The 26,650-nt window shown below is 35.6% G+C and carries 27 protein-coding genes and 1 other annotated feature; of the genes, 9 read left to right on the top strand and 18 right to left on the bottom strand.

Annotated features, from left to right (window positions below; translation table 11 throughout):
* The first annotated feature begins 77 nt into the window (after positions 1-77).
* The 8 genes from BLS02_RS08020 (at position 78) to sigK (ending at position 7,840) form a co-directional block, all read left to right on the top strand.
* Positions 78-2,414, top strand: coding sequence for a Na+/H+ antiporter subunit A (locus BLS02_RS08020; RefSeq protein WP_092492492.1), 2,337 nt, complete (start codon positions 78-80; stop codon positions 2,412-2,414).
* Positions 2,414-2,752, top strand: coding sequence for a Na(+)/H(+) antiporter subunit C (locus BLS02_RS08015; RefSeq protein WP_092492491.1), 339 nt, complete (start codon positions 2,414-2,416; stop codon positions 2,750-2,752). The genes BLS02_RS08020 and BLS02_RS08015 overlap by 1 nt, the downstream gene beginning before the upstream one ends.
* Complete coding sequence (locus tag BLS02_RS08010) at positions 2,745-4,220, top strand: Na+/H+ antiporter subunit D (RefSeq protein WP_092492490.1); 1,476 nt, start codon at positions 2,745-2,747, stop codon at positions 4,218-4,220. The genes BLS02_RS08015 and BLS02_RS08010 overlap by 8 nt, the downstream gene beginning before the upstream one ends.
* A gap of 6 nt (positions 4,221-4,226) precedes the next feature.
* Positions 4,227-4,703 (top strand): Na+/H+ antiporter subunit E, encoded by a 477-nt coding sequence (locus BLS02_RS08005; RefSeq protein ID WP_092492489.1) that lies wholly within the window; start codon positions 4,227-4,229, stop codon positions 4,701-4,703.
* A complete protein-coding gene (locus tag BLS02_RS08000) occupies positions 4,700-5,011 on the top strand; it encodes a Na(+)/H(+) antiporter subunit F1 (RefSeq protein WP_092492488.1) in 312 nt (103 codons plus the stop codon). The genes BLS02_RS08005 and BLS02_RS08000 overlap by 4 nt, the downstream gene beginning before the upstream one ends.
* A complete protein-coding gene (mnhG, locus tag BLS02_RS07995; RefSeq protein ID WP_092492487.1) occupies positions 4,992-5,363 on the top strand; it encodes a monovalent cation/H(+) antiporter subunit G in 372 nt (123 codons plus the stop codon). Before BLS02_RS08000 ends, mnhG begins: the two co-directional genes overlap by 20 nt.
* A 170-nt stretch (positions 5,364-5,533) precedes the next feature.
* Positions 5,534-7,021, top strand: coding sequence for a UDP-N-acetylmuramoyl-L-alanyl-D-glutamate--2,6-diaminopimelate ligase (locus tag BLS02_RS07990; protein ID WP_092492486.1), 1,488 nt, complete (start codon positions 5,534-5,536; stop codon positions 7,019-7,021).
* Positions 7,022-7,135: 114 nt separating this feature from the next.
* Positions 7,136-7,840, top strand: coding sequence for an RNA polymerase sporulation sigma factor SigK (gene sigK / locus BLS02_RS07985; protein ID WP_092492485.1), 705 nt, complete (start codon positions 7,136-7,138; stop codon positions 7,838-7,840).
* Between the two features lie 153 nt (positions 7,841-7,993).
* Here sigK and BLS02_RS07980 read toward each other — a convergent pair whose 3' ends face one another.
* The 18 genes from BLS02_RS07980 to cymR form a co-directional block, all read right to left on the bottom strand.
* Positions 7,994-8,233 carry a YrhC family protein gene (locus BLS02_RS07980; protein WP_092492484.1) on the bottom strand — a complete coding sequence of 80 codons (240 nt, stop codon included), beginning with the start codon at positions 8,231-8,233 and terminating at the stop codon, positions 7,994-7,996.
* Between the two features lie 72 nt (positions 8,234-8,305).
* A complete protein-coding gene (gene mtnN / locus BLS02_RS07975; RefSeq protein ID WP_092492483.1) occupies positions 8,306-8,995 on the bottom strand; it encodes a 5'-methylthioadenosine/S-adenosylhomocysteine nucleosidase in 690 nt (229 codons plus the stop codon).
* A 26-nt stretch (positions 8,996-9,021) separates the two neighbouring features.
* On the bottom strand, positions 9,022-9,705 hold the full coding sequence (locus BLS02_RS07970) for a YrrS family protein (protein WP_092492482.1): 684 nt from the start codon (positions 9,703-9,705) through the stop codon (positions 9,022-9,024).
* 456 nt (positions 9,706-10,161) lie between these two features.
* Entirely contained in the window at positions 10,162-10,638 is a 477-nt protein-coding gene (gene greA / locus BLS02_RS07965) for a transcription elongation factor GreA (protein ID WP_092492481.1), read from the bottom strand.
* A 144-nt stretch (positions 10,639-10,782) separates the two neighbouring features.
* Positions 10,783-11,421 carry a uridine kinase gene (gene udk, locus BLS02_RS07960; RefSeq protein ID WP_092492480.1) on the bottom strand — a complete coding sequence of 213 codons (639 nt, stop codon included), beginning with the start codon at positions 11,419-11,421 and terminating at the stop codon, positions 10,783-10,785.
* Positions 11,422-11,442: 21 nt separating this feature from the next.
* On the bottom strand, positions 11,443-12,078 hold the full coding sequence (locus BLS02_RS07955) for an O-methyltransferase (RefSeq protein WP_092492479.1): 636 nt from the start codon (positions 12,076-12,078) through the stop codon (positions 11,443-11,445).
* A gap of 205 nt (positions 12,079-12,283) precedes the next feature.
* A complete protein-coding gene (mltG, locus tag BLS02_RS07950) occupies positions 12,284-13,402 on the bottom strand; it encodes an endolytic transglycosylase MltG (protein ID WP_092492478.1) in 1,119 nt (372 codons plus the stop codon).
* Positions 13,403-13,524: 122 nt separating this feature from the next.
* Positions 13,525-13,812, bottom strand: coding sequence for a DUF1292 domain-containing protein (locus BLS02_RS07945; protein ID WP_092492477.1), 288 nt, complete (start codon positions 13,810-13,812; stop codon positions 13,525-13,527).
* A 12-nt stretch (positions 13,813-13,824) separates the two neighbouring features.
* The gene (gene ruvX, locus BLS02_RS07940; protein WP_092492476.1) at positions 13,825-14,241 is read right to left on the bottom strand and encodes a Holliday junction resolvase RuvX; all 417 of its coding nucleotides are present in this window, start codon (positions 14,239-14,241) and stop codon (positions 13,825-13,827) included.
* Positions 14,242-14,511 (bottom strand): IreB family regulatory phosphoprotein, encoded by a 270-nt coding sequence (locus BLS02_RS07935; protein WP_092492475.1) that lies wholly within the window; start codon positions 14,509-14,511, stop codon positions 14,242-14,244. It lies immediately after the preceding gene.
* A 96-nt stretch (positions 14,512-14,607) separates the two neighbouring features.
* Positions 14,608-17,247 carry an alanine--tRNA ligase gene (gene alaS / locus BLS02_RS07930; RefSeq protein WP_092492474.1) on the bottom strand — a complete coding sequence of 880 codons (2,640 nt, stop codon included), beginning with the start codon at positions 17,245-17,247 and terminating at the stop codon, positions 14,608-14,610.
* A gap of 196 nt (positions 17,248-17,443) precedes the next feature.
* Positions 17,444-17,650: a binding site (T-box leader), on the bottom strand.
* A gap of 64 nt (positions 17,651-17,714) precedes the next feature.
* Complete coding sequence (locus BLS02_RS07925; protein WP_092492473.1) at positions 17,715-18,782, bottom strand: AI-2E family transporter; 1,068 nt, start codon at positions 18,780-18,782, stop codon at positions 17,715-17,717.
* Between the two features lie 47 nt (positions 18,783-18,829).
* On the bottom strand, positions 18,830-19,021 hold the full coding sequence (locus BLS02_RS07920; RefSeq protein ID WP_092492472.1) for a hypothetical protein: 192 nt from the start codon (positions 19,019-19,021) through the stop codon (positions 18,830-18,832).
* Positions 19,022-19,175: 154 nt separating this feature from the next.
* On the bottom strand, positions 19,176-21,500 hold the full coding sequence (recD2, locus tag BLS02_RS07915; protein WP_092492471.1) for an SF1B family DNA helicase RecD2: 2,325 nt from the start codon (positions 21,498-21,500) through the stop codon (positions 19,176-19,178).
* An 18-nt stretch (positions 21,501-21,518) separates the two neighbouring features.
* Positions 21,519-22,187, bottom strand: a complete 669-nt coding sequence (locus BLS02_RS07910; protein WP_092492470.1) for a tetratricopeptide repeat protein — start codon at positions 22,185-22,187, stop codon at positions 21,519-21,521.
* Between the two features lie 127 nt (positions 22,188-22,314).
* On the bottom strand, positions 22,315-23,424 hold the full coding sequence (gene mnmA / locus BLS02_RS07905) for a tRNA 2-thiouridine(34) synthase MnmA (RefSeq protein ID WP_092492469.1): 1,110 nt from the start codon (positions 23,422-23,424) through the stop codon (positions 22,315-22,317).
* A 14-nt stretch (positions 23,425-23,438) separates the two neighbouring features.
* Positions 23,439-24,584, bottom strand: coding sequence for a cysteine desulfurase family protein (locus BLS02_RS07900; protein WP_092492468.1), 1,146 nt, complete (start codon positions 24,582-24,584; stop codon positions 23,439-23,441).
* Between the two features lie 38 nt (positions 24,585-24,622).
* Positions 24,623-25,042, bottom strand: a complete 420-nt coding sequence (gene cymR, locus BLS02_RS07895; protein ID WP_092492467.1) for a cysteine metabolism transcriptional regulator CymR — start codon at positions 25,040-25,042, stop codon at positions 24,623-24,625.
* 168 nt (positions 25,043-25,210) lie between these two features.
* Between cymR and BLS02_RS07890 the strand changes: the two genes are divergently transcribed.
* Positions 25,211-26,479, top strand: a complete 1,269-nt coding sequence (locus BLS02_RS07890) for a replication-associated recombination protein A (RefSeq protein ID WP_092492466.1) — start codon at positions 25,211-25,213, stop codon at positions 26,477-26,479.
* Positions 26,480-26,650 lie beyond the last annotated feature (171 nt).

Genomic DNA, 26,650 nt, shown 5'->3' with positions numbered 1-26,650 from the left:
CACGTAAATTAACTAAATGGATTCCCCGTTTCGTTCATACTTACCTACCCGTATTCAATAAGGAGGACTACAATCAAATGATTTACATAGTATTAATCCCGCTTTTGCTTGCTTGTTTTATTCCATTTATAAGTAAGTTTAAAGACAAGATACATACTGGTATTTTTGTATTCATTATTCCCTTTACAATATTTCTATACTTTATTCGTTTCATTGGGAACGAATTTTCACCAATTCATCAAACATATAAATGGATCCCATCTCTTGATATTAATTTCAATTTTTATTTAGATGGTCTCAGCCTCCTGTTTGTATTACTGATAAGTGGAATCGGTGCACTTGTTGTTCTTTATTCTATTTATTACCTTGATAATTCAGAGCGTTTAGGTCATTTTTACGTTTACTTAATCATGTTCATGGCCGCAATGCTTGGTGTAGTTTTATCCGATAACATCTTTGTTCTTTATACATTTTGGGAATTAACATCAATTTCATCGTTTTTACTAATTGGATATTGGCATTTCAACGAACGGTCTAGATACGGTGCAATGAAGTCAATGTTAATTACTATTTTCGGTGGTTTAAGTATGTTTGGCGGATTTATATTATTATCTGTCATCACTGGGACTACCAGTATTCAAGCGATGATTGCACAAGCTGATATTATTTTAGACAGCAAATACTTACCACTTATTTTAGGATTTATACTTCTAGGGGCATTTACTAAATCAGCACAATTCCCTTTCCATATCTGGCTGCCAGATGCAATGGAAGCACCTACACCTGTAAGTGCCTACCTCCATTCTGCAACAATGGTTAAGGCAGGACTCTTCCTGGTTGCACGTTTTTCTCCTATTTTTTCTGGTTATGAGTGGTTTTTTATTATCGTAAGTATAGCTGGAATTGTTACGTTATGCTGGGGGTCTTATATGGCCGTCCGCCAAACAGATTTAAAAGCTATCCTCGCGTTCTCAACAATCAGTCAGTTGGGGATGATTATGGCTATGCTTGGGTTTGGAACAAAAATTGCTATCTTTGCTGCATTATTCCACATCTTAAACCATGCTACTTTCAAAGGAAGTTTATTTATGGTCGCAGGTATTGTAGACCATGAAACAGGCACACGGGACATACGAAAACTCGGTGGACTATTAACCTTCATGCCAATGACAGCTACGCTAGCGTTATTTGGCACGTTTTCGATGGCAGGTGTTCCATTACCATTTCTTAATGGGTTTTACAGTAAAGAACTATTTTTTGATTCCGCTATTCATTTAACAGAGGGAGTAAGCGGTACAGCAAGTTTTCTGATACAGGTGATCCCTTACCTGGCAGTATTAGGTAGCATTTTCACATTTGTCTACTCGCTGTATTTCTTCTTCGGTGTCTTTAGAGGAAAAACACAACTAAACCAGTTACCTAAAAAACCACATGAAGCACCGTTTGGTATGCTGATATCTCCAATCGTGCTTGTCTTAGGTGTTATCTTAATTGGACTGTTCCCTAATTTAGTCAATGGAACATTTATTGCCCATGCTGCAGAATCAGTGTATGGAAGTGAGGTTGTTAAAGAACTTAAATTCTGGCACGGCATTGATTCGACTGCATTCCAAATGTCACTTGTTGTAGTAGGGATTGGTACAATTCTTGTTTCAACACGAAAAAAATGGAATGGAGTTTATAAGTTACTCCCAGGAAAATTGAGTTTTAATAAAGCATACGATTGGTTAATCAGCATGTTGGATGTGTATTCAAATCGAATCACACGTTCTTATATGACGGGATCCATCAGGTTCTACTTCGCTGCAATTCTTGCTACAACATTAGTAGTTACATTCACATTCATGTTTGTGACCAATGGTTTCACGATTCAATTTAATGAGTTGGCTGAGGTAACAATTGTTGAAATAGCAGTTGTTCTGCTTATGATTGCAGCTGCAATTGGCACAATCTTTACCAAGCATAATGTAGCCGCTATTTTAACTGTGGGAGTTGTTGGCTATGGTGTAGCAATCCTGTTCGTCATCTACCGTGCCCCAGATTTGGCATTAACACAATTGGTAATAGAAACAGTTTCTGTCGCATTATTTCTGCTTTGTTTCTATCACTTGCCTAAACTTGAAAAAAATGATGAAACTTTAAGTACCAAAACAATAAATATATTTATTTCGGTTGGCTTTGGTACATTGTTAACATTGATTGCAATAGCTTCCCATAGCACCAACAGTTTCAATAAAATTTCAGATTACTTTATTGAAACCTCCCATTCACTGGGTGGCGGTGATAATGTGGTTAACGTTATTTTAGTAGATATGCGCGGATTGGATACATTATTTGAAATTGCCGTTCTAGGTATTGCAGCACTCGCCATCTATAGCATGATTAACCTAAGAAACAATAAGGAGGAGAAATAATGGAAATTATTATCTCAATCCTAGCAGGTACACTATTTGCCACGGGAATTTATAATCTATTACAAAAGCAATTGTTGCGGATTATAATTGGCACAGTACTACTTTCACATGGTGCACACTTATTTATATTAACAATGGGGAAATTAAAAACAGGTGCCCCACCAATTCTAATAGAAGGTGTTAACGAATATACAGACCCATTACCACAGGCGCTGATACTAACTTCTATTGTTATTAGTTTTGGTATAACCAGCTTACTGCTAGTGCTTGCCTATCGTACAGTAAACGAAAATAATACAGATAATATGGAACAGTTAAGGGGTAACGAACATGAGTAATTTAGCAGTTTTACCAATCATTATTCCGTTAATTGCTGGAATAATCCTAGCTTTTTTTCCAAAAAAATTAGTTTTGATCAGATTTTTAACAAAAGTTTTTTCTATTATAAATCTAGTTACAGTTAGCTATATAACCTGGACAGTCTTTACTAGTGGATCCATCATAATGGAAACAGGTGGATGGGACGCTCCATTTGGAATTGTTCTGGTTGCTGACTCACTGGCAATACTGCTAGTTTTTACAACAAACATTCTTGCAGTAGCTTGTGCTTTTTACGCTCCATATTCATTAACTAATCGAAAAGAACAATATTATTTCTATTCGTTCTTTTTCTTCTTAATATCTGGGGTTTCAGGTGCCTTTCTTACAGGTGATTTATTCAACTTATTCGTTTTCTTTGAAGTATTATTAATGGCTTCCTATGCACTGATCGTTTTGGGTGGCGAAAAAGTACAGCTTCAAGAATCGATTAAATATGTATTAATAAACTTATTTTCATCCATCCTGTTTGTAACTGCTATTGCATTTTTATATTCTGTTGTAGGAACTGTTAACATGGCACAGATTGCCCAACGTGTACAAGATGTTGAACAGCAAGGCATCTTAACAACTATTGGAATACTTTTATTCTTTGTGTTCGCAACAAAGGCTGCATTATTTCCTCTATATTACTGGATGCCTAAGTCATATTTTGTACCGAACCCTGTTATTTCAGCTCTATTTGGGGCATTACTTACTAAAGTCGGCATCTACTCTATAATTCGTGTATTTTCGTTAATTTTTGTATATAAGATTGACTTAACGCATGAAATGTTTATATGGATTGCTGGATTGTCCATGATTTTTGGAATAATCGGAGCTCTATCAACCAATAATATCAAATTAATTGTTGCGTACAACATTATACCTGCAATTGGTTTTATTCTTATGGGGATTGGTATTTTTAACGAAGATTCCATGAGTGGATCTGTTTATTACTTAATTCATGACATGCTTATCAAGACAACACTATTCTTAATCGTAGGAACGATAACCTATGTTGCTGGCACATCTGATTTGCGGAAATTCAGTGGACTAATTCACTATTATCCTTTATTAGGCTGGCTACTGTTTGTTGCTGCATTTGTTTTAGCCGGTATTCCCCCATTCAGTGGATTTATTGGTAAATTACTATTACTAAAAGGAGCCTTATCAAGTGGTGAGATCGCTATTGTTATTATAGGTTTACTGTCAAGCTTACTAATTCTTTATTCCATTATGAAAATATTTATTAAAGGATTCTGGGGAGAAAAGGATGAATCGCTTGAACATAAATCCACAAAAGGACTAATTGCTCCAATCGTATTTCTATTATCTTTATCTGTTATGCTAGGAATAGGAGCTGAATTTGTTTATCCATCTATCGAATCTATTTCTGCATATTTGTTAAATCCAGAAGTATATATTGATTCTGTTTTAAAGGAGTAGTGTATTATGACCTTTCAAGTAGTTATTAACTTAATAATCGCGATTATGTGGATGTTTTTAAGTGAAAGCTATTCCGGAGCAAGCTTTATTGCCGGATATATACTGGGAATACTTTTGTTGCTTGTGTTAAATCGTTTTATTCCGGATGCCTTTTATTTAAGACGCGTATATAAAATTATTTATTTAATGTTTTTATTTATAAAAGAATTGATATCATCAAACTTCGATATCGTTAAACTTGTTTATAAACCTAAGCTTGAGTTTGAACCAGGAATTTTTGCAATGCCTACCGAATTAAAAAGTAATTGGGAGATCACTTTACTTGCAAACTTAATTTCTTTAACACCTGGTACGCTATCCGTGGCTATTTCCAGTGACAACACCCATATTTATATCCATGCCATGCATATTGATGATATTGAAGATGAAATTTACTCTATCAAAAACACATTTGAAAAAGCTATTTCTGAGGTGACACGATGACAGAATTACTATCAATAACTGGAACCATACTTGAGATTGTTACAAAAGTATGTGTAATAGGTATTTCCATATCACTACTGCTGCTATTATATAGAATCATTGATGGGCCAACAAATGCCGATCGAGCTGTGGCACTCGATGCAATAGGTATCAATCTAATGGGCCTGGCAGCTTTGGTTGCAATTATTATTTCAACAACCATGTTGAATGATGTTATCTTACTTATTGGAATCCTATTATTCATTGGGACGATAGCAATTGCAAAATACTTGGAAAAGGGTGTTATAATTGATAGAAATTTGGATTAATATCATTTTTAATTTAATAATCGCCTTCTTTTTACTATCAGGAACATTTTTCATTCTATCAAGTTCCATTGGAATTGTTCGTTTTCCTGATGTTTATACACGACTACATGCAGCTACCAAAGCTTCAACACTTGGTATTGCAGGTATATTAATTGGTGCATTTCTATTTTTATACGTATCAGACAGTATAGTTAGCGGAAAATTACTATTAGCTATTGTATTTACTCTGTTAACCGCCCCTGTCTCAGGTCATATGATATCAAGGGCAGCCCATCGGAACGGAGTAAAGCCCGTTACTAAAAATAGAACAGACGAATATGAAGAAGCTATTCAAAAGCATACCCAACATTAAAAAGTAACTTTTTATATAAAAGTTACTTTTTTTGTACCATAATAAAGTAATTTGGGAATTTTGAATTAGATTAAAACTTTGAATGATTGGGTATAAAACATATTATAAAAATATATTTAATATGAATTTGGACATAGTAAGAAGAGATTTTATAGATGAGAGGTTCTAAAATGAATACACAATTTTTATTATCCGCTTTAAAAGTAAAACAAGTATATGGAACTATACCTAATGAAGTAATTGCTATTGAACAAGATTCACGCCAGGCAGTAACTGGATGTATATTTATATGTACAACAGGATTTACCTTTGATGGGCACGACTTTTATAAAGAGGCATTGGAAAATGGAGCATCTATAATTGTTTCAGAGAAATACCTGGATATGGACCTTGAAAAGTCCGCGTTAGTCATTGTCAGCGATTCAAAAAAAGCAATGGCAATACTCGCAAATAGGTTTTTCGACTACCCTTCTACAAAGATGACTACATTCGGTGTGACCGGAACAAATGGTAAAACTACTGTAACCAATCTAATTTATTCTATGCTGCGAGAAGAGAAAATTCAGGCTGGATTATCGGGAACAAACGGAATAACAATAAACGATGAATTAAAATCAACTGAAAATACGACTTGTGACACGATAACAAATCAGCGAATGTTAAAGAGTGAACTAAATAATGGCATTAGCCATATGATAATGGAAGTGTCCTCCCATGGTATTGCACAAGGAAGACTAAACGGAATTGATTTTGATATTGTTACGTTCACAAACCTTTCACATGATCATTTGGATTTTCACGGTACAATGGAGCAATATGGGTACACAAAAGGCATCCTTTTTGCCCAATTGGGAAATGATCTAACCAAGTCTAAATATATCGTGTTAAATTACGATGATCCATGGTTTGAAACGTATAAAAACTTATCTGCCCATGAGGTCATTTCATATGGTCTGCAGGAGCAGTCAGACTTTTACGCTAACAAGATTACTTTCCACGAAGATTTTACTGAATTCACCTTGCATACACCCGAGGGTACATATCATGCAAAAATGCGTTTGTTAGGTACCTTTAATATATATAACGCGATGGCCGCAATTGCTTCCTTGTATGCAAATGGATCATCTGTTGAAAGACTCGTAACTATTTTGCAATCAATATCACCAATCAGTGGAAGATTAGAAAAATTAGATATAAATGCTCCAGTAACCTTGTATCTTGACTATGCCCATACACCAAATGCAATAGAAAGTTCGATACAAGCTGTATTACCTTTCAAAACAAATAGACTTATTTACCTTGCTGGTACTGGAGGTGATAGAGATGATGCTAAGAGGCCACTTATGGCAGAAAAGGCATCAAAAGCAGATTATGTTATTTTAACTATTAATGATCCCAGATATGAAAATACTGAGAAGATACTTAGAAATATGGAGAAAGGCATGCAGCATGATAATTATTTCTTAATTGCAGATCGCAAGGAAGCAATTACATATGCAATAGAAATTTCTGAACCAGGTGATATATTAATATTTGCTGGTAAGGGGCAAGAAAATTACCAAATTATTGAGAACACAAAACAACCATATAGCGATACTAGTATTATTAAAGAGGTATCATATAGAAAATATAAAAAGTGTATACCCCACCCTGAATAAAAAAGTTAATAATCCAGGCTAAAATTTATCCGGACAGACACAAAACCATCCCTTCCTTCATAAAGATGTTATATAGGCAATAGCCCAGCCAGTAATTGAAGGAGGTGCTTGTGTTTGTCTGGAATATTAAGTGTTCTTGCATTGCTGATCAAAGAAGCGCTCTTTTTTGTCTCCTACGTAAAAAACCACGCGTTCCCACAACCATTACCACCAGAAGATGAAGCAAGGTATATTCAGGCAATGCAAAATGGTGATGAGACCGCTCGAAATAAATTAATTGAACACAACTTACGGCTGGTTGCGCACATCGTCAAGAAGTTTGAAAATACTGGAGAGGATATGGAGGACTTAATTTCTATTGGGACGATTGGGTTAATTAAAGGAATTGAGAGTTACTCTACAGACAAAGGAACTAAATTAGCCACATACGCGGCTCGGTGTATAGAAAATGAGATACTGATGCATTTACGTGCATTAAAGAAGGTGAAGAAAGACGTCTCCCTTCACGATCCAATCGGCCAAGATAAAGAAGGAAATGAAATAAGTCTAATTGATATCTTAGAAGCTGAAAATGAAAACATTATTGAATATATTCAGCTAAACATGGAAATCGATAAACTGAAACACTATCTATCTATCCTTGACAGCAGGGAAAGAGAAGTTATCATTTACCGATATGGGTTAGGAAAGCAAAAAGAGATGACCCAGCGGGAAATTGCTGACAAATTAAATATTTCCCGAAGTTATGTATCCCGTATCGAGAAAAGAGCGTTGATGAAAGTTTTTCATGAATACTATCGGAAAGAAAAAAGAGCTTAAATAAAATATGGCATTCGTCAAAGTATTCTTATGAAAGCGTACTTCGCTTTCTTATTACACTATATACATTTGAGTGCAAGTTTTAATATAGATAAGCCTTTAGTTGCACATATGCAGTAAGAAATGCGAACAAAAAAGCGCGATGACAAAAAATCATACGCGCTCATTTTCCTGTATTTTTATTTTCAGACGATGAGAATGATAGATTAGCCATCCAGCAACGAATGTTGTTGCAAAAGCCAGTAGTGTTAGTGAACTCCCATCTGGGGATTGACGAATATACGTATTAATAATTGCACCCATATATAGATATGAAGCCAATATTAACAATGTTGCTGTAAAACGGCGATAGTCCTTTAATTTTAATTCTAATTGTTCTATATTCAACTTCATAGTATCTCCCCTTCCTATATAAGAATCATAACATATGAAACTATTACTATAGGAAGGTAATTCTTGGATGCATTAAATCGTTTTAATCATTTTCATTATTAAGTTAGCTGCATTCTTAGCTGCATCTTCAAGGAAAGCATCAAATGAGCTAGACGACTGTTTTCCAGCTATGTCAGATAATGCTCGGATTATGACAAATGGTTTATCGTATTGATAGCAAACTTGTGCAACTGCTGCTGCTTCCATTTCCGCTGCAAGCATCGTAGGAAACTTTTTGTGTACAAACGCTACTCTTTCCGGATCATTCATAAAAGAATCGCCTGTTGCAATAACACCTTCGTTAAAATTAATATCCAAGTCTTTTATTGCTTGTGTAGTTTTTGCAATTAATTCTGTATCCGCAGCATACATTGCCGGCATATCAGGAACCTGACCATATGCATAATCAAAAGCTGTAACATCTACATCATGATGGACAACCTGTGTTGAAATAACAATGTCGCCAACCTCTAAATCATTTGAAAAACCACCAGCGGAGCCTGTGTTAATCACCTTAGATGGTGCATATCTTTCATGCATAATCGTCGTTGCCATTGCAGCATTTACTTTTCCAATACCTGATTTAAGTAAGACTACATCCTGACCAAGTAATTCGCCATGCACATACAAGCAATTAGCAATAGTAGTTTCTTTTTTGTTTGTCATCTCATCCATTAACAAAGCTATTTCTTCATCCATTGCTCCTATTATTCCAATCGTCATAGCAGTGCCTCCATTATGAAATATGCCTATTCAAATCGATATTTTTGGTCATTTTCTTTTAGTTTCTCTACTTTAGTTGGTTTCCATCCTTGACCTTCAACCCAAGTTAGATATACTCGGTAAATTTTTGATTCACTCGGATTTGATGTTGTCGTTTTAACCTTCTGATTTCCATTACGTTCAATCCACCACATAGTAAAACTATCTTCATTTAAATCAGTCGCTAACGCAACAGCTTTTCGCATTTCTTTTCTATCCTGGGAATTCTCAGTATAATTTATTGTATGCTGGCCAGTCTGTTCTGTCCCAACAGGTTCCCAATTTCCAGTATATGCCTCTGTAACGTTGTCATCAGAGGGTTCAGCCTGCTCTGTTTCTACATCATTATTATTTTCTTCTTCTGTACCGGTATCATTCGAACTATCTGACGTACTGTTGCTATTCTCTGATTCATTTTCTTCTGTAACCGATTGCTCGTCCTCTTTAGGAGTTGACTCATCTTCATCTTCAGGTTGTTCTGACTCATCTGGTGCTGCATTTGATTGATTTTCAGCAGATTGATCAGCCTCATCATCACCTCCAAAAATAATTACTCCAAGTAATACAATAATAAGTATACTACCCAATACTAGAAAAACCGATAATGATTTAGTATTCTTTCTTCGCTTTTCAAATTTATCCACACGTGAATAATCGTTGAAATCAGACATTGCCTATACCCTCCCATACTATACACTACTATAATATCATATTTTGCCAGAGAAGATATATGTCATATTTAGAATAGATATTTTTGACTATATTATTATGGAAGTCTGTTTTCTAAACGAATTCTGCTTTTTTCCAAGCAACGGAATCATATTAACTAATGCGACGTAATGTTGAAAGATAAACTTAATTGCTATGACATCGCTCCGGGAATACACTACGATTTCCGCCGGCAACGTCAGCTTCCTCGGAAGCAAAAACAACGTAATCGGTTACTCTTAATCTGTATCGCATTCTATATCGATAGCGATAAACATTTAGAAAACAGGAATAATAGCCCACATGGGACTCGTATATCCTGCAAGTCGAAACCTGTCGGAAGTTCTTCTCTCTAATGTATTTAAACTAACAGCCATTAAAAAAAGCGGAATGAATACTCATCCGCTTTTTCTTAGAAATTAATCAATTTTTACGATTTGTACCTGGATATCTCCACCAGGTGTGGCCACTGATACTTCAGTACCAATTTCATGGCCAAGTAAACTTTTGGCCATTGGGGAGTCATTCGAAATCTTTCCCTCAAATGGATCGGCCTCAGCGCTGCCTACAATGGTATAGGATTCTTCTTCTCCATCAGGGTACTCTTTGAACGTCACAGTTTTCCCTAATGATACTATGTCTGGATTATCATTATCATTTTCTATTATCACTGCATTGCGAATCATTGTTTCGACATGGCTAATACGTGATTCAACAAATGCCTGTTCATCTTTAGCTGCATCGTACTCGGAGTTCTCAGATAAATCACCAAATCCGCGTGCTTCTTTTATTCGTTCAACTACCTCTTGCCTTCTCTCCGTTTTCAAGTAATGCAGTTCATTTTCTAACTTCTCTTTCCCCTCTTGGGTCATATAAAAACTTTTCTCTATTGCCATTTAAAATACACTCCTTCTATCTAACAGTTCAAATAAAATCATAAAACAATATGATATTACTGCATTTATGTCTTTAATATCCTGTGAATAGTTATACTAAACACTACTATGGCAGATTTAATTTAAATTTTCAATACTTTTACATTAATTATTTTGTCGATTTTTAGATAATATTTTCTCAATTTTAGTGGCCATAATATCAATAGCCACATGATTTTGACCACCCTCTGGAATTATGATATCTGCATATCTTTTAGTCGGTTCCACAAATTGCAGATGCATCGGTCGAACATTATTAGTATATTGATCAATAACAGAATCCAAAGTTCTCCCGCGCTCCTTAATATCTCTTAAAAGTCGGCGAATAATACGTACATCCGAGTCTGTATCAACAAACACCTTTATATCCATTAAATCAACTAAACGAGGATCTTCCAAAATTAGAATACCCTCCAGAATTATAACCTCTTTAGGTTCAACTGGAATCACTTCTGTAGAGCGTGTATGAACCTTGTAATCATATACCGGCTTCTCGATTGTTTTACCATTCATAAGATCATGCAAATGTTCTTTTAATAAATCATTATCAAAGGCTAATGGATGGTCGTAATTAGTATTCAGTCTCTCTTCAAACGGTAAATGACTCTGATCTTTATAATAATAATCTTGTTCTATTACAAGAATTGTTTTATCTTGGAAACGTTGACAGATGGAACGGGTTACGGTCGTTTTACCGCTCCCGCTACCTCCAGCAACACCTATAACAACTGGTTTTTCAGGCATGAGAATAGGTTCTCCCTTCTTCTACTTTTTATTACTTATAGCTACTCCATCTCCAATTGGAACAATTGTTGTTACATAATCGGGGTGTTGAATTAGCCATTCGTTGTACTCTCTAATTTTCCTAGCTAATTTCTGAAATCTGGGATGTTCTTTCTCTGGATCAGCTATAAAGCCTTTGAATAAAACATTATCTGAAAGGATAAATCCATTTTCGGATAAAAGTGGACTGGAGAGCTCAAAAAAACGTTTATACTGTCCTTTGGCTGCATCAATAAACACTAAATCAAATTTGTTATCCTCTTTAAGTTCACTCAGTATTTCTATAGCATCTCCGAAAATGATTTGTATATTATCCTGAACACCTAATTTCCAAACGTTTTGAACTGCTTGATTGTACCTTTGCTCATCCCGTTCGACTGTCACAATAGTAGCATTCGGATTTGCTTCCAGCATTCTTAGTGCTGAATATCCAATAGCAGAACCTACCTCTAATATTCTATTAGGCCTCTTTAAGCGTATTAATTGCATTACAAAGTTTATGCCTATTGGATCCATAATTGGTACATTTTCATCTTCTGCAATTCGCTCAAGTTCCTCTACCCAATCGTCTGTAGGAGGTAAAGATCGAGTTAAATAACTTCTTAACTTTTCATCCATTACAATAACCTCTTTTATTAGAAAACTTGGCAATCGTTAAAGGAAGTCTTATGAAAACGTATTTTGCTTTCATAGGAACCTTTATATTTTGGAGTGCAAGCCTTAACATAGATATGCCTTAGCTATACTTATGCAGTAAGAAAGTAATTTCTTTACTGCCCAAAAATAGGAAATGTGAATTTCTAATCCACACTCCCTTTTGACATTAATCTATATACTGTGCTTTATATTCTAGATGCTGGTCATGCGTTTCTGAAAAATACACATTTCCTTCACCATCATGTAAGAAATACTTATATTCAGATTCCGCTGGATTTAGAGCGGCGTGCAAAGAATTTTTAGCGAAATTTGATATCGGTCCTACAGGTAAAGATTTGACTTGATACGTATTATATGGTGATTGTATTTCCAAGTCTTTTGATAATACTTTTTCTTTATGCTTACCAAGTGCGTATAAAACAGTTGGATCTGTTTGCAGCGCCATACCTTCATCGAGTCGATTATAAAATACGCTTGCGATATTATCTCGTTGATCTTCAGAGCTTGATTCTTTTTCAACCAGCGATGCCATTGTTAAAGCTTCATGTACAGTAAAATCGCGTGCAGAAATTTCATCCAGATAAGGTGTAACAACCTCCACTGTCTTGTCGAGCATTTGTTCAACTACGAATTGTACACTAGGTTCCTCTTCATAAAAATTGTATGTTGCTGCAAATAAATACCCTTCTAACGGTGTACGAATATCAGGATTCAATATATTGTTCGTTAATATATCCGGGTAAGTATTTATAAGTATTTCAATATACTCTGGATCATTTACTGCATCCAGGAAATCATCTTTACTAAAAGGAAGTTTTCCAGCGTATATTCCAGCTATCTCATCAATGGTCTTTCCTTCAGGGATAGTAATTGTATATACCGGTTCTTCCAAAACTCTACCATTTTTTAAAGCCGTAATTATTTCATCTATTTTCATCGATGGTGTAAATGTATATTCTCCTGCTTGAAAATTAGACTCATTTTTAAATTTTATGTAAAACCTGAAAACACGGCTGTCTTTAATAATCCCGTTTTCTTCAAGAACATTTGCGATGCTAGACGTTGAAGAACCCATTGGAATTTCAACCTTTACTTCTTTTTCACTATCAGGATTGACAGGCTGTAAGGCAGATTTGATATATGTGTATCCAGATATTCCACCTACGACAAGTATAAGGATTAATGAGATAATAATAATGGCAACAATTTTTCTAACCGTTCTAGCATCGTCGTTGCGCTTTATTAAATTGTCCTTATAACCACCTGACTTTTTCTTCTTGAACATTCTTTTATCCCCCTCACCCGGTACATTATACTAAAAAAAATAAAATTTAGCTATGATAAAAGAAAAGCTGATATCATTATTTGACATCAGCTAAATAATCTATTATTTGTTGCCTTTAATACTTATTCGTTCTCTTCTTCATTAGCTAGTGTATTCAGCATTTCCTCAACAATTTCCCATTCCTGTTCTGATTCAATCGGGAAGAGAGAAAGATCATTGTCATCTTTTTCCTTTTCTTCATAACGAAATGCATAAACTTCAACTTCTTCGTCGTCTTTTTGTTCAACTGGTACAACTGCAATGTAAGATTGTTCAGTTTGATCTACATCGAAGGTAAATAATACTTCAAATAAATGTTCTTCACCATTTTCATCTGGTATGATAATACGTTCTTTTTCCTCTAGGGCCATTACTACACTCCTTTAATTCTGTTGATCAAGATATCCTTGTAAAATCATTACAGCTGCCATCTTGTCTATTACTTTCTTTCTTTTCTTTCTACTAACATCCGCCTGCAGAAGGACACGTTCAGCAGCAATAGTAGTAAGTCTTTCATCCCATAGAATTGTGGGGATCTTGTGTGTCTCTTCAATATGTTTTGCATATTTTTGAGATGCCTTTCCACGTTCACCTATAGTATTGTTCATATTTTTGGGCAATCCTATTACAGCTTTTTCAATTTCATGCTCTTTCAAAATTTTTTCTAGCTGTTCATCGGCGGAATGTAATTCCTGTTCATCCCACTTTATCGTGGTCAAACCTTGTGCGGTCCAGCCAAAAGCGTCACTTACCGCAATACCGATTGTTTTGGAGCCAACATCTAATCCAATTATTTTCATTTATCTATCCTTTTGCTGTTCTTCTAAATAAAATTTAACTAATTCCTCAATTACCTCGTCACGCTCAATTTTACGAATTAAGTTCCGTGCATCATTATACCTTGGTATATATGCAGGGTCACCAGATAATAAATAACCCACAATTTGATTGATCGGATTATAACCTTTTTCCTTAAGCGCACCATGGACAGTAAACAGAATTTCCTTTATGTCCTGATCAAAAGGTTCCTCCGAAAAATTAAATTTCATTGTTTTATCAATAGAGCTCATAGTGACACCTCATTCCATGTTTTGCCTTATTCATATTCTAACATGTTTACTCTTATTATTATATCTTTTTTTGTTAGATAGAATACAAGCTATTTTTTAGTTAATTTTTTCTTTAACATATTGCTTGGCAAGCTTTAATGCTTCGTTAATTTTACTTGAATCTTTACCACCGGCCTGAGCCATATCAGGGCGACCGCCACCTCCACCGCCACATAGTTCAGCGGCTTCTTTTATTAAGTTACCAGCATGTAACCCTTTTTCAATTAAATCTTTTGATACACCGGATGCCAGCTGTACTTTTTGGTTATTCTCTGCTGCCAGTAGTATTACGCCTGAATCTAATTTTTGTTTTAGATCATCAACCATATTTCGTAGCTGATTCATGTCCTTAACATTCACTTGTTGTGTTAGTACGTTAACACCCTTAACCGTTTCTACTTGTTCCAGTACAGATGATGCTTCTGCATTTGATAGCTTTGCATTCAACGATTCATTGGTTTTCTGCAGTGACTTTATTTCCTGGAACAATACCTCCACTCTTTCTGGAGTCTTTTCTTCATTTGTTTTTAGAAGCTGTGCTGTTGATTGTAACACGTTAAGCTTTTTATTTACATACTCATATGCCTGTTTACTCGAAATTGCTTCAATTCTCCTTGTGCCAGCACCTATACCAGTTTCAGACACCAGTTTAAATAAGCCAATTTCAGCTGTATTTTGAACATGACATCCACCACATAATTCAATACTATAATCTCCTATTTGAACAACACGAACAATGTCCCCATATTTTTCACCAAATAAAGCCATTGCTCCCATTTCTTTAGCTTCGTCTATTTTCTTAATATCAATTTCTAATGGTAATGAAGCCCATATTTTCTCATTAACGATTTGTTCAATATGCTGTAATTCTTCTTCTTTTACAGATCCGAAATGTGAAAAATCAAATCGTAATCGATCTGGAGTCACCATAGAACCAGCTTGATTGACATGGTCACCAAGCACATCTTTTAAAGCCTGATGCAACAAATGTGTTGCGGTATGATTCTTGATAATAGCTGTTCGGAATCCTTTATCAACTATTGCTTTTACACTGTTTCCAGTATGCAGTTCACCATCTTTCACACGCACCCGATGAATATGCTGACCTTTTGGAGCTTTTTGTACATCTTCAACATATGCTGAGGCAGTATCCGTGTAAATCCAGCCATTATCTGCAATCTGACCACCACTCTCGGCATAGAAAGGTGTTTCCTGTAAGAATAGCATTACTTCCTCTCCAGCTTTGGCTGATTCAGCCATATCACTTCCATTGACGATTGCTGTAATCGCAGTATCTGTTTCTAATTGATTATACCCAATAAACGTACTATCTGCTTCTATCTCACTTAATATACCATCCTGTACTTGCATAGAGTCAACTTTTTGACGTGCATTTCTAGCTCGCTCACGCTGTTTTTCCATCTCTTCTTTAAAACCCTTCTCATCGATGGTGAATCGTTGTTCCGCCACATATTCTTCGGTTAATTCTTTCGGAAACCCATACGTATCATACAGTCTAAACACTTCACTGCCAGGAAAAACATCGCTTCCTTTATTTTTTTCTTTTTCCATAATGGATGTTAGAATATCCAAGCCATCATTTAACGTTTCATGGAAGCGTTGTTCCTCGACTTTAACAATATTTTCAATATGCTCTTGTTGTTTAACTACTTCAGGGTAAAAGTCTTTCATAATTTGACCAACTGTTGGGACCAACTGATACATAAATGGCTTATCAATACCAATTTGCTTAGCAAAACGAATCGCACGACGCAATAGCCTTCTTAACACATATCCTCTGCCCTCGTTTGAGGGAAGTGCATTATCACCTATTGCAAATGTTACTGTTCTGATATGATCTGCAATGACTTTAAATGCTGTATCATGTGCAGTGTTTTTTCCATATACACTCCCGGATAATTCCTCAGTTTTCTTTATTATTGGCATGAACAGGTCTGTTTCAAAATTAGTCGGAACATCTTGAATAACGGAAACCATTCGTTCTAGCCCCATACCGGTATCTATATTTTTCTTAGGTAATGGTGAATAGGTATCGTCCGGGTTATGATTAAATTGAGAAAATACTAAATTCCATATCTCCAGATATCGATCATTTTCACCACCCGGATATAGTTCGGGATCATTTTGATCACTTCCATATTTCTCACCACGGTCATAGAAAATCTCTGTATTTGGTCCACTAGGTCCCTCACCTATGTCCCAAAAGTTCTCTTCAAGACGAATAATACGTTCTTCCGGGATTTTAACATCATGCAGCCAAATATCATATGCTTCATCATCTTCAGGATGGACAGTGACAGCTAATAGATCAGGATCAAAACCAATCCACTTATTACTGGTTAAAAACTCCCATCCCCATTCAATTGCTTCTTTCTTAAAATAATCACCAATAGAGAAATTGCCAAGCATTTCAAAAAAGGTATGATGTCTTGCTGTAAATCCTACGTTTTCAATATCATTTGTCCGAATTGATTTTTGTGCATTAACCATTCTCGGATTATCTGGGATAACCCGTCCATCAAAATACTTTTTTAATGTAGCGACACCACTATTAATCCATAACAAAGTTGGATCCTCTTTTGGTACTAATGATTCACTTGGTTCTATACGGTGTCCTTTTTCGTTAAAGAAATCTAAAAACATTTGTCGTACCTGTGCTGAAGTTAACTGTTTCATACTTTTTCCTCCATTTTTGATTTTATTTTAAGCACTACTTTTACAATTAGAAAAAGAAAAGTTAGCATTCATTAAAGGAATTCTTATGAAAACGCATACCTGTACGTCGGGGTTGGGAGTAGCTGATGCTGAAGTCCAATTATCCACATCACTTTAACTTCTTCCAACAATTAAAAAAATCCCCTCTCTGCATTTATGCAGGGACGAGATATTCGCGGTACCACCCTAATTATGAACGAAATGTTCGTCCATCACTTTGTCATAGTAACGGTATGAGACCGACGGGGATTAACCGTACTCCAGTTTAGCTTTCCATGCCCCTACATTAGGATTTCTTACAGCCCAAAGGAAATCCCTCTCTTAAATTAGAGTATCATGTACTTAGAACCTTCAATGTATTCTCATATAATTATTATAAATAATAATTTACTAGTTAAGCGATATTATAGAAAACTAAAGCAGAAATGTCAATTATATCGTTTAATTGCAATTAAGTGTGTTGTGACTACATTCATTATTGTTAATACTGGTACTGCCAATATCATTCCGAGCACACCACTTAATTGTCCACCTAACAATAAGGCAAAAATGATGGCAATTGGATGTATATTGATACTTTTTCCAACGATATAAGGAGATAATAAGTTTCCTTCAATTAACTGTATGATAAAAATGGTTAATAATACCATTAGTACCAATTTGCCAGAAGCCGCAGCAGTTATAGCTACTGCAGGAACCGCACCGATAATCGGTCCGAAATATGGTATGATATTTGTTAACCCGATGATTATTGCTAACAACAATGCATATTTAACGTCCAGGATATAAAAAGCTGCAAATGTTGTAAATGCTACAAATAGACAAACAAGTAATTGCCCACGAATATACTTTCCTAAGCTTTTATCTACTGCTTGAACTAAATCACCAACTTGAGTTTGATACTTCGATGGAACCCATTTTTTAAAATAGTTTTTTATTTTGACAAAATCCTTCAGAAAATAAAAAACTAATACAGGTATTACAGTGAGGAACACGATCAAATCGAATACTTTCGTAAATCCTCTTACAAGGTTGGTTAGAAGATTCTCAATAAAAGATTCTATATCGTAAATCAGCTCATCCATCTTGTCATGAACTGTTTCCGGCAAAAAGGCAGTGTACTCGTATAAGCTGTACACAAAATTGCGGTACATTTCAATTAAGTGCGGTAATTGCTTATTTAAATCACTTAGCTGATGAATGATAGCAGGGTAAACCCGATAAATTAAATAAGCGGTGCCACCAAAAAATAAGAGATAGATTATTAAGATAGCAATACTTTTAGGTATATTAAAATGATGCATCTTTTTGATGACGGGATAGACGAGATAAGCAATTAGAATAGCAATTAGAAAAGGAGAAAGCAAATACCAAAGAAATGAAAAGAAATCTCCAAAAATAGGGGAAAGTTTTACAAATAGAAATATAAACAGAAAAACAACAATTCCGGTAATGGCCCAATACAGCAAATCTAACGGTTTTATACCTTTGAACATACCTTACACTCCCTAGCAGAAATATAGCTTTCATTTACTACTGAGGGTTACCATTGAATTTTCCGTTCATCTTCAGAAAACAGGTCATCAAGTGAACTTAAAGATCCGTCTGCTTCAACCTGATGGATAGTTAATTCATTTCCAAACACTGACAGCTCGATAAAACAAGTCCAGCAATAATATTGCTGAGAACCTATTTTCCCTATATCTTTACCATTGCAATTTGGGCACACGAACATAATCAAAGCTCCTTTTTTGGCATATAAGAAAGTATAATTATTTTCTTACTGCTTAAATGAACTAAGGCTTTCACCATTAAAAGTATGGCAATAAGCCAAGTTTTCTAAACTTTTTTCTTATGCTTGCCCAAATATTAAAAAATATACTACTAAATTACATGAAATCATATGGCGAGATTTCTTTTTCATCCTCATCCTCATACATATCTATTGGAATATCCTGTAACCTATCATTCAATTGTTCTGGCAATGTGGTATAACGCCTATTTGTATCCAGTGTACTTACGCCACGTATAAATGCATTCTGCTGTCCGCAAATAATTAATGACTTTTTACTTCTAGTTATGGCAGTATATAGTAGATTTTTACGCAGCATCCTATTATACGAAGATACTACTGGCATGATCACAATCGGAAATTCGCTCCCCTGGGATTTATGAATTGAAATACAGTAAGCATGCATGATATTCACATAATCTTTCCGTTCATAGACTACCTCTTTGCCCTCAAAGTCAATCACCAACTGTTCTACATGATCTACGTTTTCATCTTCTTCAAATATAGCTACAACTTCCCCAATATCACCGTTAAAAACACCATTTTCCGGTTTATTAACAAGCTGGAGTACTTTATCACCTGTTCGGTATACAACATCATTCGTTTTAACTTCACGCTTCGTCGACGATTTAGGATTAACCAGTGTTTGTAACTGTTGATTAATGATTGTGATTCCAGCTTGTGAGCGATACATCGGTGCTAATACTTGAATATCTCTTAATTCAACACCTTTATCTCTCGCTTTATGAAACACCTTTGTAATGACATCAATCATTTGATGCTCCGTACAAGGGATAAAACTGAAATCCTTATCATTAATAAGGGAGTCCTCGGTACATGTATCATGTTTAATCAAATGTGCCAATTGGATTATTTTTGAACCTTCTTTTTGCCTGTAGACCTCATTAAGACTTACGATAGGAATTAACTCACTTCCTAACAAATCGGCTAATACTTGGCCGGGTCCAACCGATGGAAGTTGGTCTTCATCACCAACAAGCAATACTTGCATATCATCTGGAATTGCCTTAAATAGACTATTTGCCAGCCATATATCAACCATAGAAAATTCATCTATGATTAAAAACTTTCCAGACAACTGCTCATTTTCATTTTTTTCAAAACCATCTCTTCCGTCCCAGCCTAACAAACGATGAATAGTCACTGCAGGAAGGCCTGTTGATTCTGTTAAGCGCTTAGATGCTCTTCCAGTAGGTGCTGTTAATATAAACGGATAATCTGACTCAGAATCATAATCAGTTGGATCAGTCGAAATATTATGTATTGCTGCATATGCTTTCAAGATTCCTTTAATAACAGTAGTCTTTCCAGTTCCAGGCCCCCCAGTAACAATCATTAATTTTGACTTTAATGAATGGTTTATTGCATTAAATTGCTCTTTACCATAACTTAATACTTCTGATTCCTCAATATCTCCAATAATTTTCATCAATTCGGCCATTGATGTATCCTGTTCAATAGGTTTTATCATCAGACGTTTAATATTAGAAGCAAAACCATCTTCTGCGTAATAAAGTGAAGGCAGATAAACGTTTCCATCCTTCATAATAACTGCTTTATCCTTATTTAAATCTTCCAGACGGTTTGAAACCATATCGGCTGTCAACGACTGTTCAGGGTTTAACAGCAAGTCCAGCACCTGTTTAATACAATTATCGATAGGTAAATAAACATGCCCGTCCTGAATATTTTTTTGTAAAACATAAATACACCCAGCACCAATTCTGTTTGGATGAGTTAGCGATAAACCATTTTGCTGGGCGATCTGATCGGCTGTTCTAAAGCCGAAACCTTCAATATCAAATACGTATTGATATGGGTCGTTTTGCAATACATCAATAGCCTCATCTTTATATTCCTGGTATATCTTTTGAGCCATTTTTAATCCAATACCATAATTGGATACATACACAACTATGTGTTCAAAACCCTGATTTTCTTGTAATGTTTTGCTCAGTAGTTCAACTTTTTCTTTTTTTAATCCAGGGATGTCATTTAACACTTCATCGTTACTTAAAATTTTGGAGATTGCACTATCTCCTAACACATCAACTACCTTCGTAGCAGTCTTTTCACCTATACCAAAAAATAAATCACTGGATAAATAAGCAATCAACCCGTCTTTTGTATCTGGAATATATGTCTCATAGGATTTAACTTGATATTGCATCCCAAACTTAGCATGCTTTTCAAAATCACCATAAAAACAATAAACAGTTGCATCCTGCAGATTAGCAAAATACCCTTTCACAACTATTTCCTTGTCTTTATAATTTTCATTCGTATCATGAACCTTTATTTTGGCTATCGAAAAGTGCTCACTTTTATTTTGAAAAATCATATACAAAAGTTCACCTTTTATAAAGCCTTGTTCTGTATTAGATTGCTCATCCAGTATCATTTAAACAACCTCACAATTCTACATGTCCGTGTTATTCAGCAACTCTTCAATCTGGCTTTTTCCATTTGCGGCAAGTGTGTGTTCTGGCTGGATTTCCAGCGCTTTATCAAAATGGTCTAACGCATCTGAAAGATTCTCATCATATATCGCAATTACACCTAAATTATAATGTGCGTCACTATGCTGCTCCTCCAATTTCAGAACATTTTCAAAAACCGTCTTAGCATCTTTAATATGATCACTCTGCGCCAACGTCAGGCCGTACTGGAATAATACTTCCTCATCATCCGGGTCAAGCTCGGTTGCCCTTAATAAATATGGTAATGCAAGTTTGAAATGCTCCTCATGATAAAAGGTCATTCCTAGCATGAAATAAACATCTGCTTCAACAAGACCGATATCTATAGCCTTCTGAAAGTTTTCTTGTGCTTTCGGATAAACAGACTCTTCATAATAAACATTACCCAGCCCATAATATGCAGTAGCGGCATGCTCATCAAGTTCTATTGCCTTCTCAAAGAATCGCTGTGCACGTTCAAGGTCATTCACATGAAGGAGTAAGTTTCCAAAATTAATATAACCAAGGGGGTCTTTTGGGTTTTCATCGATGACTTTATTGAAGATTTCTGCAGCTTCTTCGTATTTCTGTTCCTTCATTAGATTAATTGCTTCCTGATTTCGATCCATCTTTTTTAAACCTCCAATAATTAAAAACTTGGCTCATCGTCAGGCTTTAATATAGATAAGCCTTAGTTGTGCTTTTTCAGTAACAAAAAAATAAAATAGATGGGACCATCTACATGATCCCTCTAAATTACCCTACGTAGTCCAAATAAGTTTCATCTTTTATAACTTCATCAATCGTACCTCCACCTAAACATACCTCTCCATCATAAAATACAACTGCTTGCCCGGGTGTAATAGCCCGTTGCTTTTCATGAAATTCAACATGTACTTGATTATCATCCAATTTGTGAACTGTAACCGTGCTATCTTTTTGGCGATATCGGAATTTAGCTGTACATGTGATGGAATTCTCTCTAGGAGTTTTTATCCAATTTACATCAGCTGCTATCAATCCGTCTGAGTATAGTTTTTCATTATCAAAACCTTGCTCCACATATAAAACATTTTCTTCCAGGTTTTTCCCTACAACAAACCACGGATCACCTGAACCACCTATACCAAGACCTTGACGCTGGCCTATTGTGTAATACATAAGACCATCATGCTTTCCTTTTTCAACACCCGTTAACGTCTTCATCAGACCAGGTTGTGCAGGTAAATACTCACTTAAGAACTCTTTGAAGTTTCGTTCGCCAATGAAGCAAATACCAGTACTGTCTTTCTTGGTTGCCGTAACAAGATTATGCTCCATGGCAATCTCACGTACCTCTTTCTTATTCATATGCCCCAAAGGAAACATAACTTTCTCCAATACATTCTCTGTCAGTTGATTCAAAAAGTATGTCTGATCTTTATTATCATCAACACCACGCAACATCTCGTATTCACCATCTGTTTTTCTAACTTGTGCATAATGACCTGTTGCAAGATAGTCTGCACCTAAGGATGTAGCATGTTCAAGAAATGCTTTAAACTTAATCTCTTTATTACACATTACATCAGGATTTGGCGTTCTTCCTGCTTTATATTCATCTAAAAAGTAAGTAAATACTTTATCCCAATATTGTTTTTCAAAATTCACGGCAAAGTAAGGAATATCCAGCTGATTACAAACCCCTACTACATCATCATAATCGTCGGTTGCAGTACAAACACCATTTTCATCAGTATCATCCCAATTTTTCATAAAGATACCAACAACATCATAACCTTGCTCCTTCAGCAGTAATGCGGCTACGGAAGAATCAACACCTCCACTCATTCCAACAACTACTCTTATATCTTTATTGCTACTCATTACTTTCACCACCTTCAAGTTGTTAATCGTTTAACGATTTTCACTACTCTATTTGCAGCTTCCTCTATATTCTCTGTTGTATTAAAAATACCAAAACTAAAGCGTATTGAATTGGTTGTCCGTTCATCATTCTCACCATACATTGCTGCTAGGACATGTGATGGCTCAACTGACCCGGCAGTACATGCACTCCCGCTTGAAGCAGCAATACCATCTAAATCAAAATTAGTAAGGAGCGACTCCACATTCGTACCTGGGAAACTAATATTTACAATCGACGCAATAGATTTTTTTTCATCACCATTTATCTCAAAATTGATCCCACTATCCGATAAGTGCGAAATAAATTGATCCTTAAAACCCTGATAGGACGTATTTCTGTCCGTTTTGTTATTGATTGCTAAGTCTACTGCTTTTTGAAAACCAACAGCTCCAGCAACATTCTCTGTACCGGGCCGACGTTTTCGCTCTTGTTCGCCCCCAAACTGAAGGGCTTCTATTTTTACATTATTTGCGGCATACAAAAAGCCAATACCTTTAGGCCCATTTATTTTATGGGATGAAACGGTCAGCATATCAATACCATATTCTTTTACATCAATATCCAATAAACCATATGCCTGTACTGCATCCGTATGAAAATAAATCTCCTGATAATCTTTTAAAACATTACCGATTTCCCTAATAGGCTGAATCATTCCAGTTTCATTATTCACATACATAATAGAAACCAAAATTGTTTCATCAGTTAAAGCATTTTTTAAGTCATCTACTGATACTAACCCATTTTCACCGACCGGTAAATATGTCACATGAAATCCTTGGTTTTCAAGGTGTTCTGCAGTATGAAGTGTAGCATGATGTTCCTGAACAGTTGTTATGATATGACGCCCTCTATCTTTATTAGCAAATGCAGTACCAATCAAAGCCAGGTTATCTGCTTCTGTTCCTCCACTGGTTATTATAATATCTTTTTCATTTGCATGAATGCTTTTGGCCATAGTTCGTCTTGCTTCATCAAGATACTTTCTTGCTTTCCTCCCAAACGAGTGGATACTTGATGGATTACCAAAAACATCTTCAAACACAGGATTCATAGCGCTGACAACTTGTTTATCCATCGGTGTTGTAGCTGCATGATCCATGTAAATATCTTTCATACTTCACAAACCCTTCCTATCTTAAACTATCTGTTACGTTAGATATAAAACATATATGCATCCTGTTGATGGTCATCCTGATGATGTTTTAAATCTTCTAATGTTGTTGTATCCAGTACGTCTTTGACTGCATCTCTGATTCGAATCCACAGAGCCTGTTTTGCTGGCTCTTCATCTTCAATTCCTTCTACTGGGGATATTGGTCCCTCCAGTACACGAATAATGTCGCCAGCCTTTATTTCACTAGGCTCCTTTGCCAAAATATATCCACCATATGCTCCGCGGATACTCTTAATCAAACCAGCATTTCTAAGCGGTGACGCCAATTGCTCCAAATAATGTTCAGATAATTCCTTTTCACGCGCAATCGCTTTTAGTGATGTGGGACCTTCCCCATGCTTACGTGCAAGTTCAATCATAATTGTTAGACCATAACGGCCTTTTGTTGAAATTTTCATTTTAGCACCTCTAAATTCTCTTCGAAAAAGCTATTGATTTATATTATTGATTACTTATAATTTGTAATACATGATATTATAGCATGAATAGTATGATTCTTGCATTTTAACACTATTGGAATTACGCTTTAATACACGACCAATTATTCTATAAAAAGGACGATTAAAATGAAACACAAACCACTTGCTTATCGAATGAGACCAACTCATATACATGAAATTATCGGACAGGAACATCTTGTTGGCGATGGAAAAATACTAAACAGAATGATTCAGGCTGAACAGTTAGCATCCATGATCTTATTCGGTCCGCCTGGAACAGGAAAGACTTCAATGGCGGTAGCACTCGCAAAAAGCTTAAATTTACCTGTTAAGATGCTAAATGCAGTTGTTGACAAGAAAAAAGATATGGAAATTGTTGTTGAAGAGGCTAAAATGACTGGGCACGTCGTATTAGTACTTGATGAAGTACATAGACTCGATAAAGCAAAACAGGACTTTTTACTTCCTCACATCGAAAGCAACATCGTGACATTAATCGGCTGTACAACAAGTAACCCTTATCATTCTATTAATCCTGCTATTAGAAGCAGATGCCACTTATTTGAATTACATCCTTTAACAGTAGAGGACATGAAAATAGCAATCCAAAGAGCTGTTGAAGATGATACCAATGGATTAGGTTCTCAGTCAGTAACAGTAACGGATGAAGCACTAGAGCATTTTTCTTTTGCTGCAAATGGTGATATGCGCTCTGCATTAAATGGACTTGAGCTAGCTGTGTCATCTACTCCTGAAAATAACGAGGGCCAGATTTCTATTACACTTAATATAGCTGAAGAGTGTATGCAGAAGAAAAGCTTTTCCCACGATAAGGATGGTGATGCGCATTATGATGTATTATCTGCATTCCAAAAATCCATACGTGGCAGTGATGCGAATGCAGCACTTCACTATTTGGGAAGATTGATTGAAGCAGGTGATCTTGAAAGTATTGCACGGCGCATGATTGTTTGTGCGTATGAAGACATCGGTCTAGCAAACCCACAGGCAGGTCCACGAGCGATTGCAGCAGTTCAGGCGGCTGAAAGACTCGGATTTCCAGAAGCACGGATACCATTATCAGTAGCAATTGTAGAACTTGCTTTGTCTCCTAAGTCAAACACTGCATATGTAGCGCTTGACAAGGCACTCGCAGATATACGCAGTGGTAAAAGTGGTGATATCCCTGCACATTTAAAAGACTCACATTATCAAGGGGCAAAGAAGATGGGACGAGGGATGGATTATAAATATCCGCACAATTATGAAAATGGGTGGATCAGGCAACAATATTTACCTGATTCTATAAAAAATAAAGATTACTATCAACCTAAAGATACTGGTAAGTTTGAACAGACCTTAATGCAAGTATATGAAAAAATTCAATCTGATTAGAGAACTTGGCTTATCAACAGTCTTTAATGGTGAGAGCCTTTATTCTACTTATGCAGTATGAAAGTATCTATACTTTTCTTTACTGCCAAAAATAATACTAGATAATATGTATAATAGAAGTATAATTCCTTTTTCAATCGGTCACAATAGACAATAAAGATAATAATCTAT

Origin of the sequence: Virgibacillus salinus, assembly GCF_900102415.1 — a bacterium.
GTDB classification, from domain to species: domain Bacteria; phylum Bacillota; class Bacilli; order Bacillales; family Amphibacillaceae; genus Lentibacillus; species Lentibacillus subterraneus.
The sequence above is the reverse complement of the archived record's forward strand: the minus strand, read 5'-3'. Positions and strand labels throughout refer to the sequence as shown.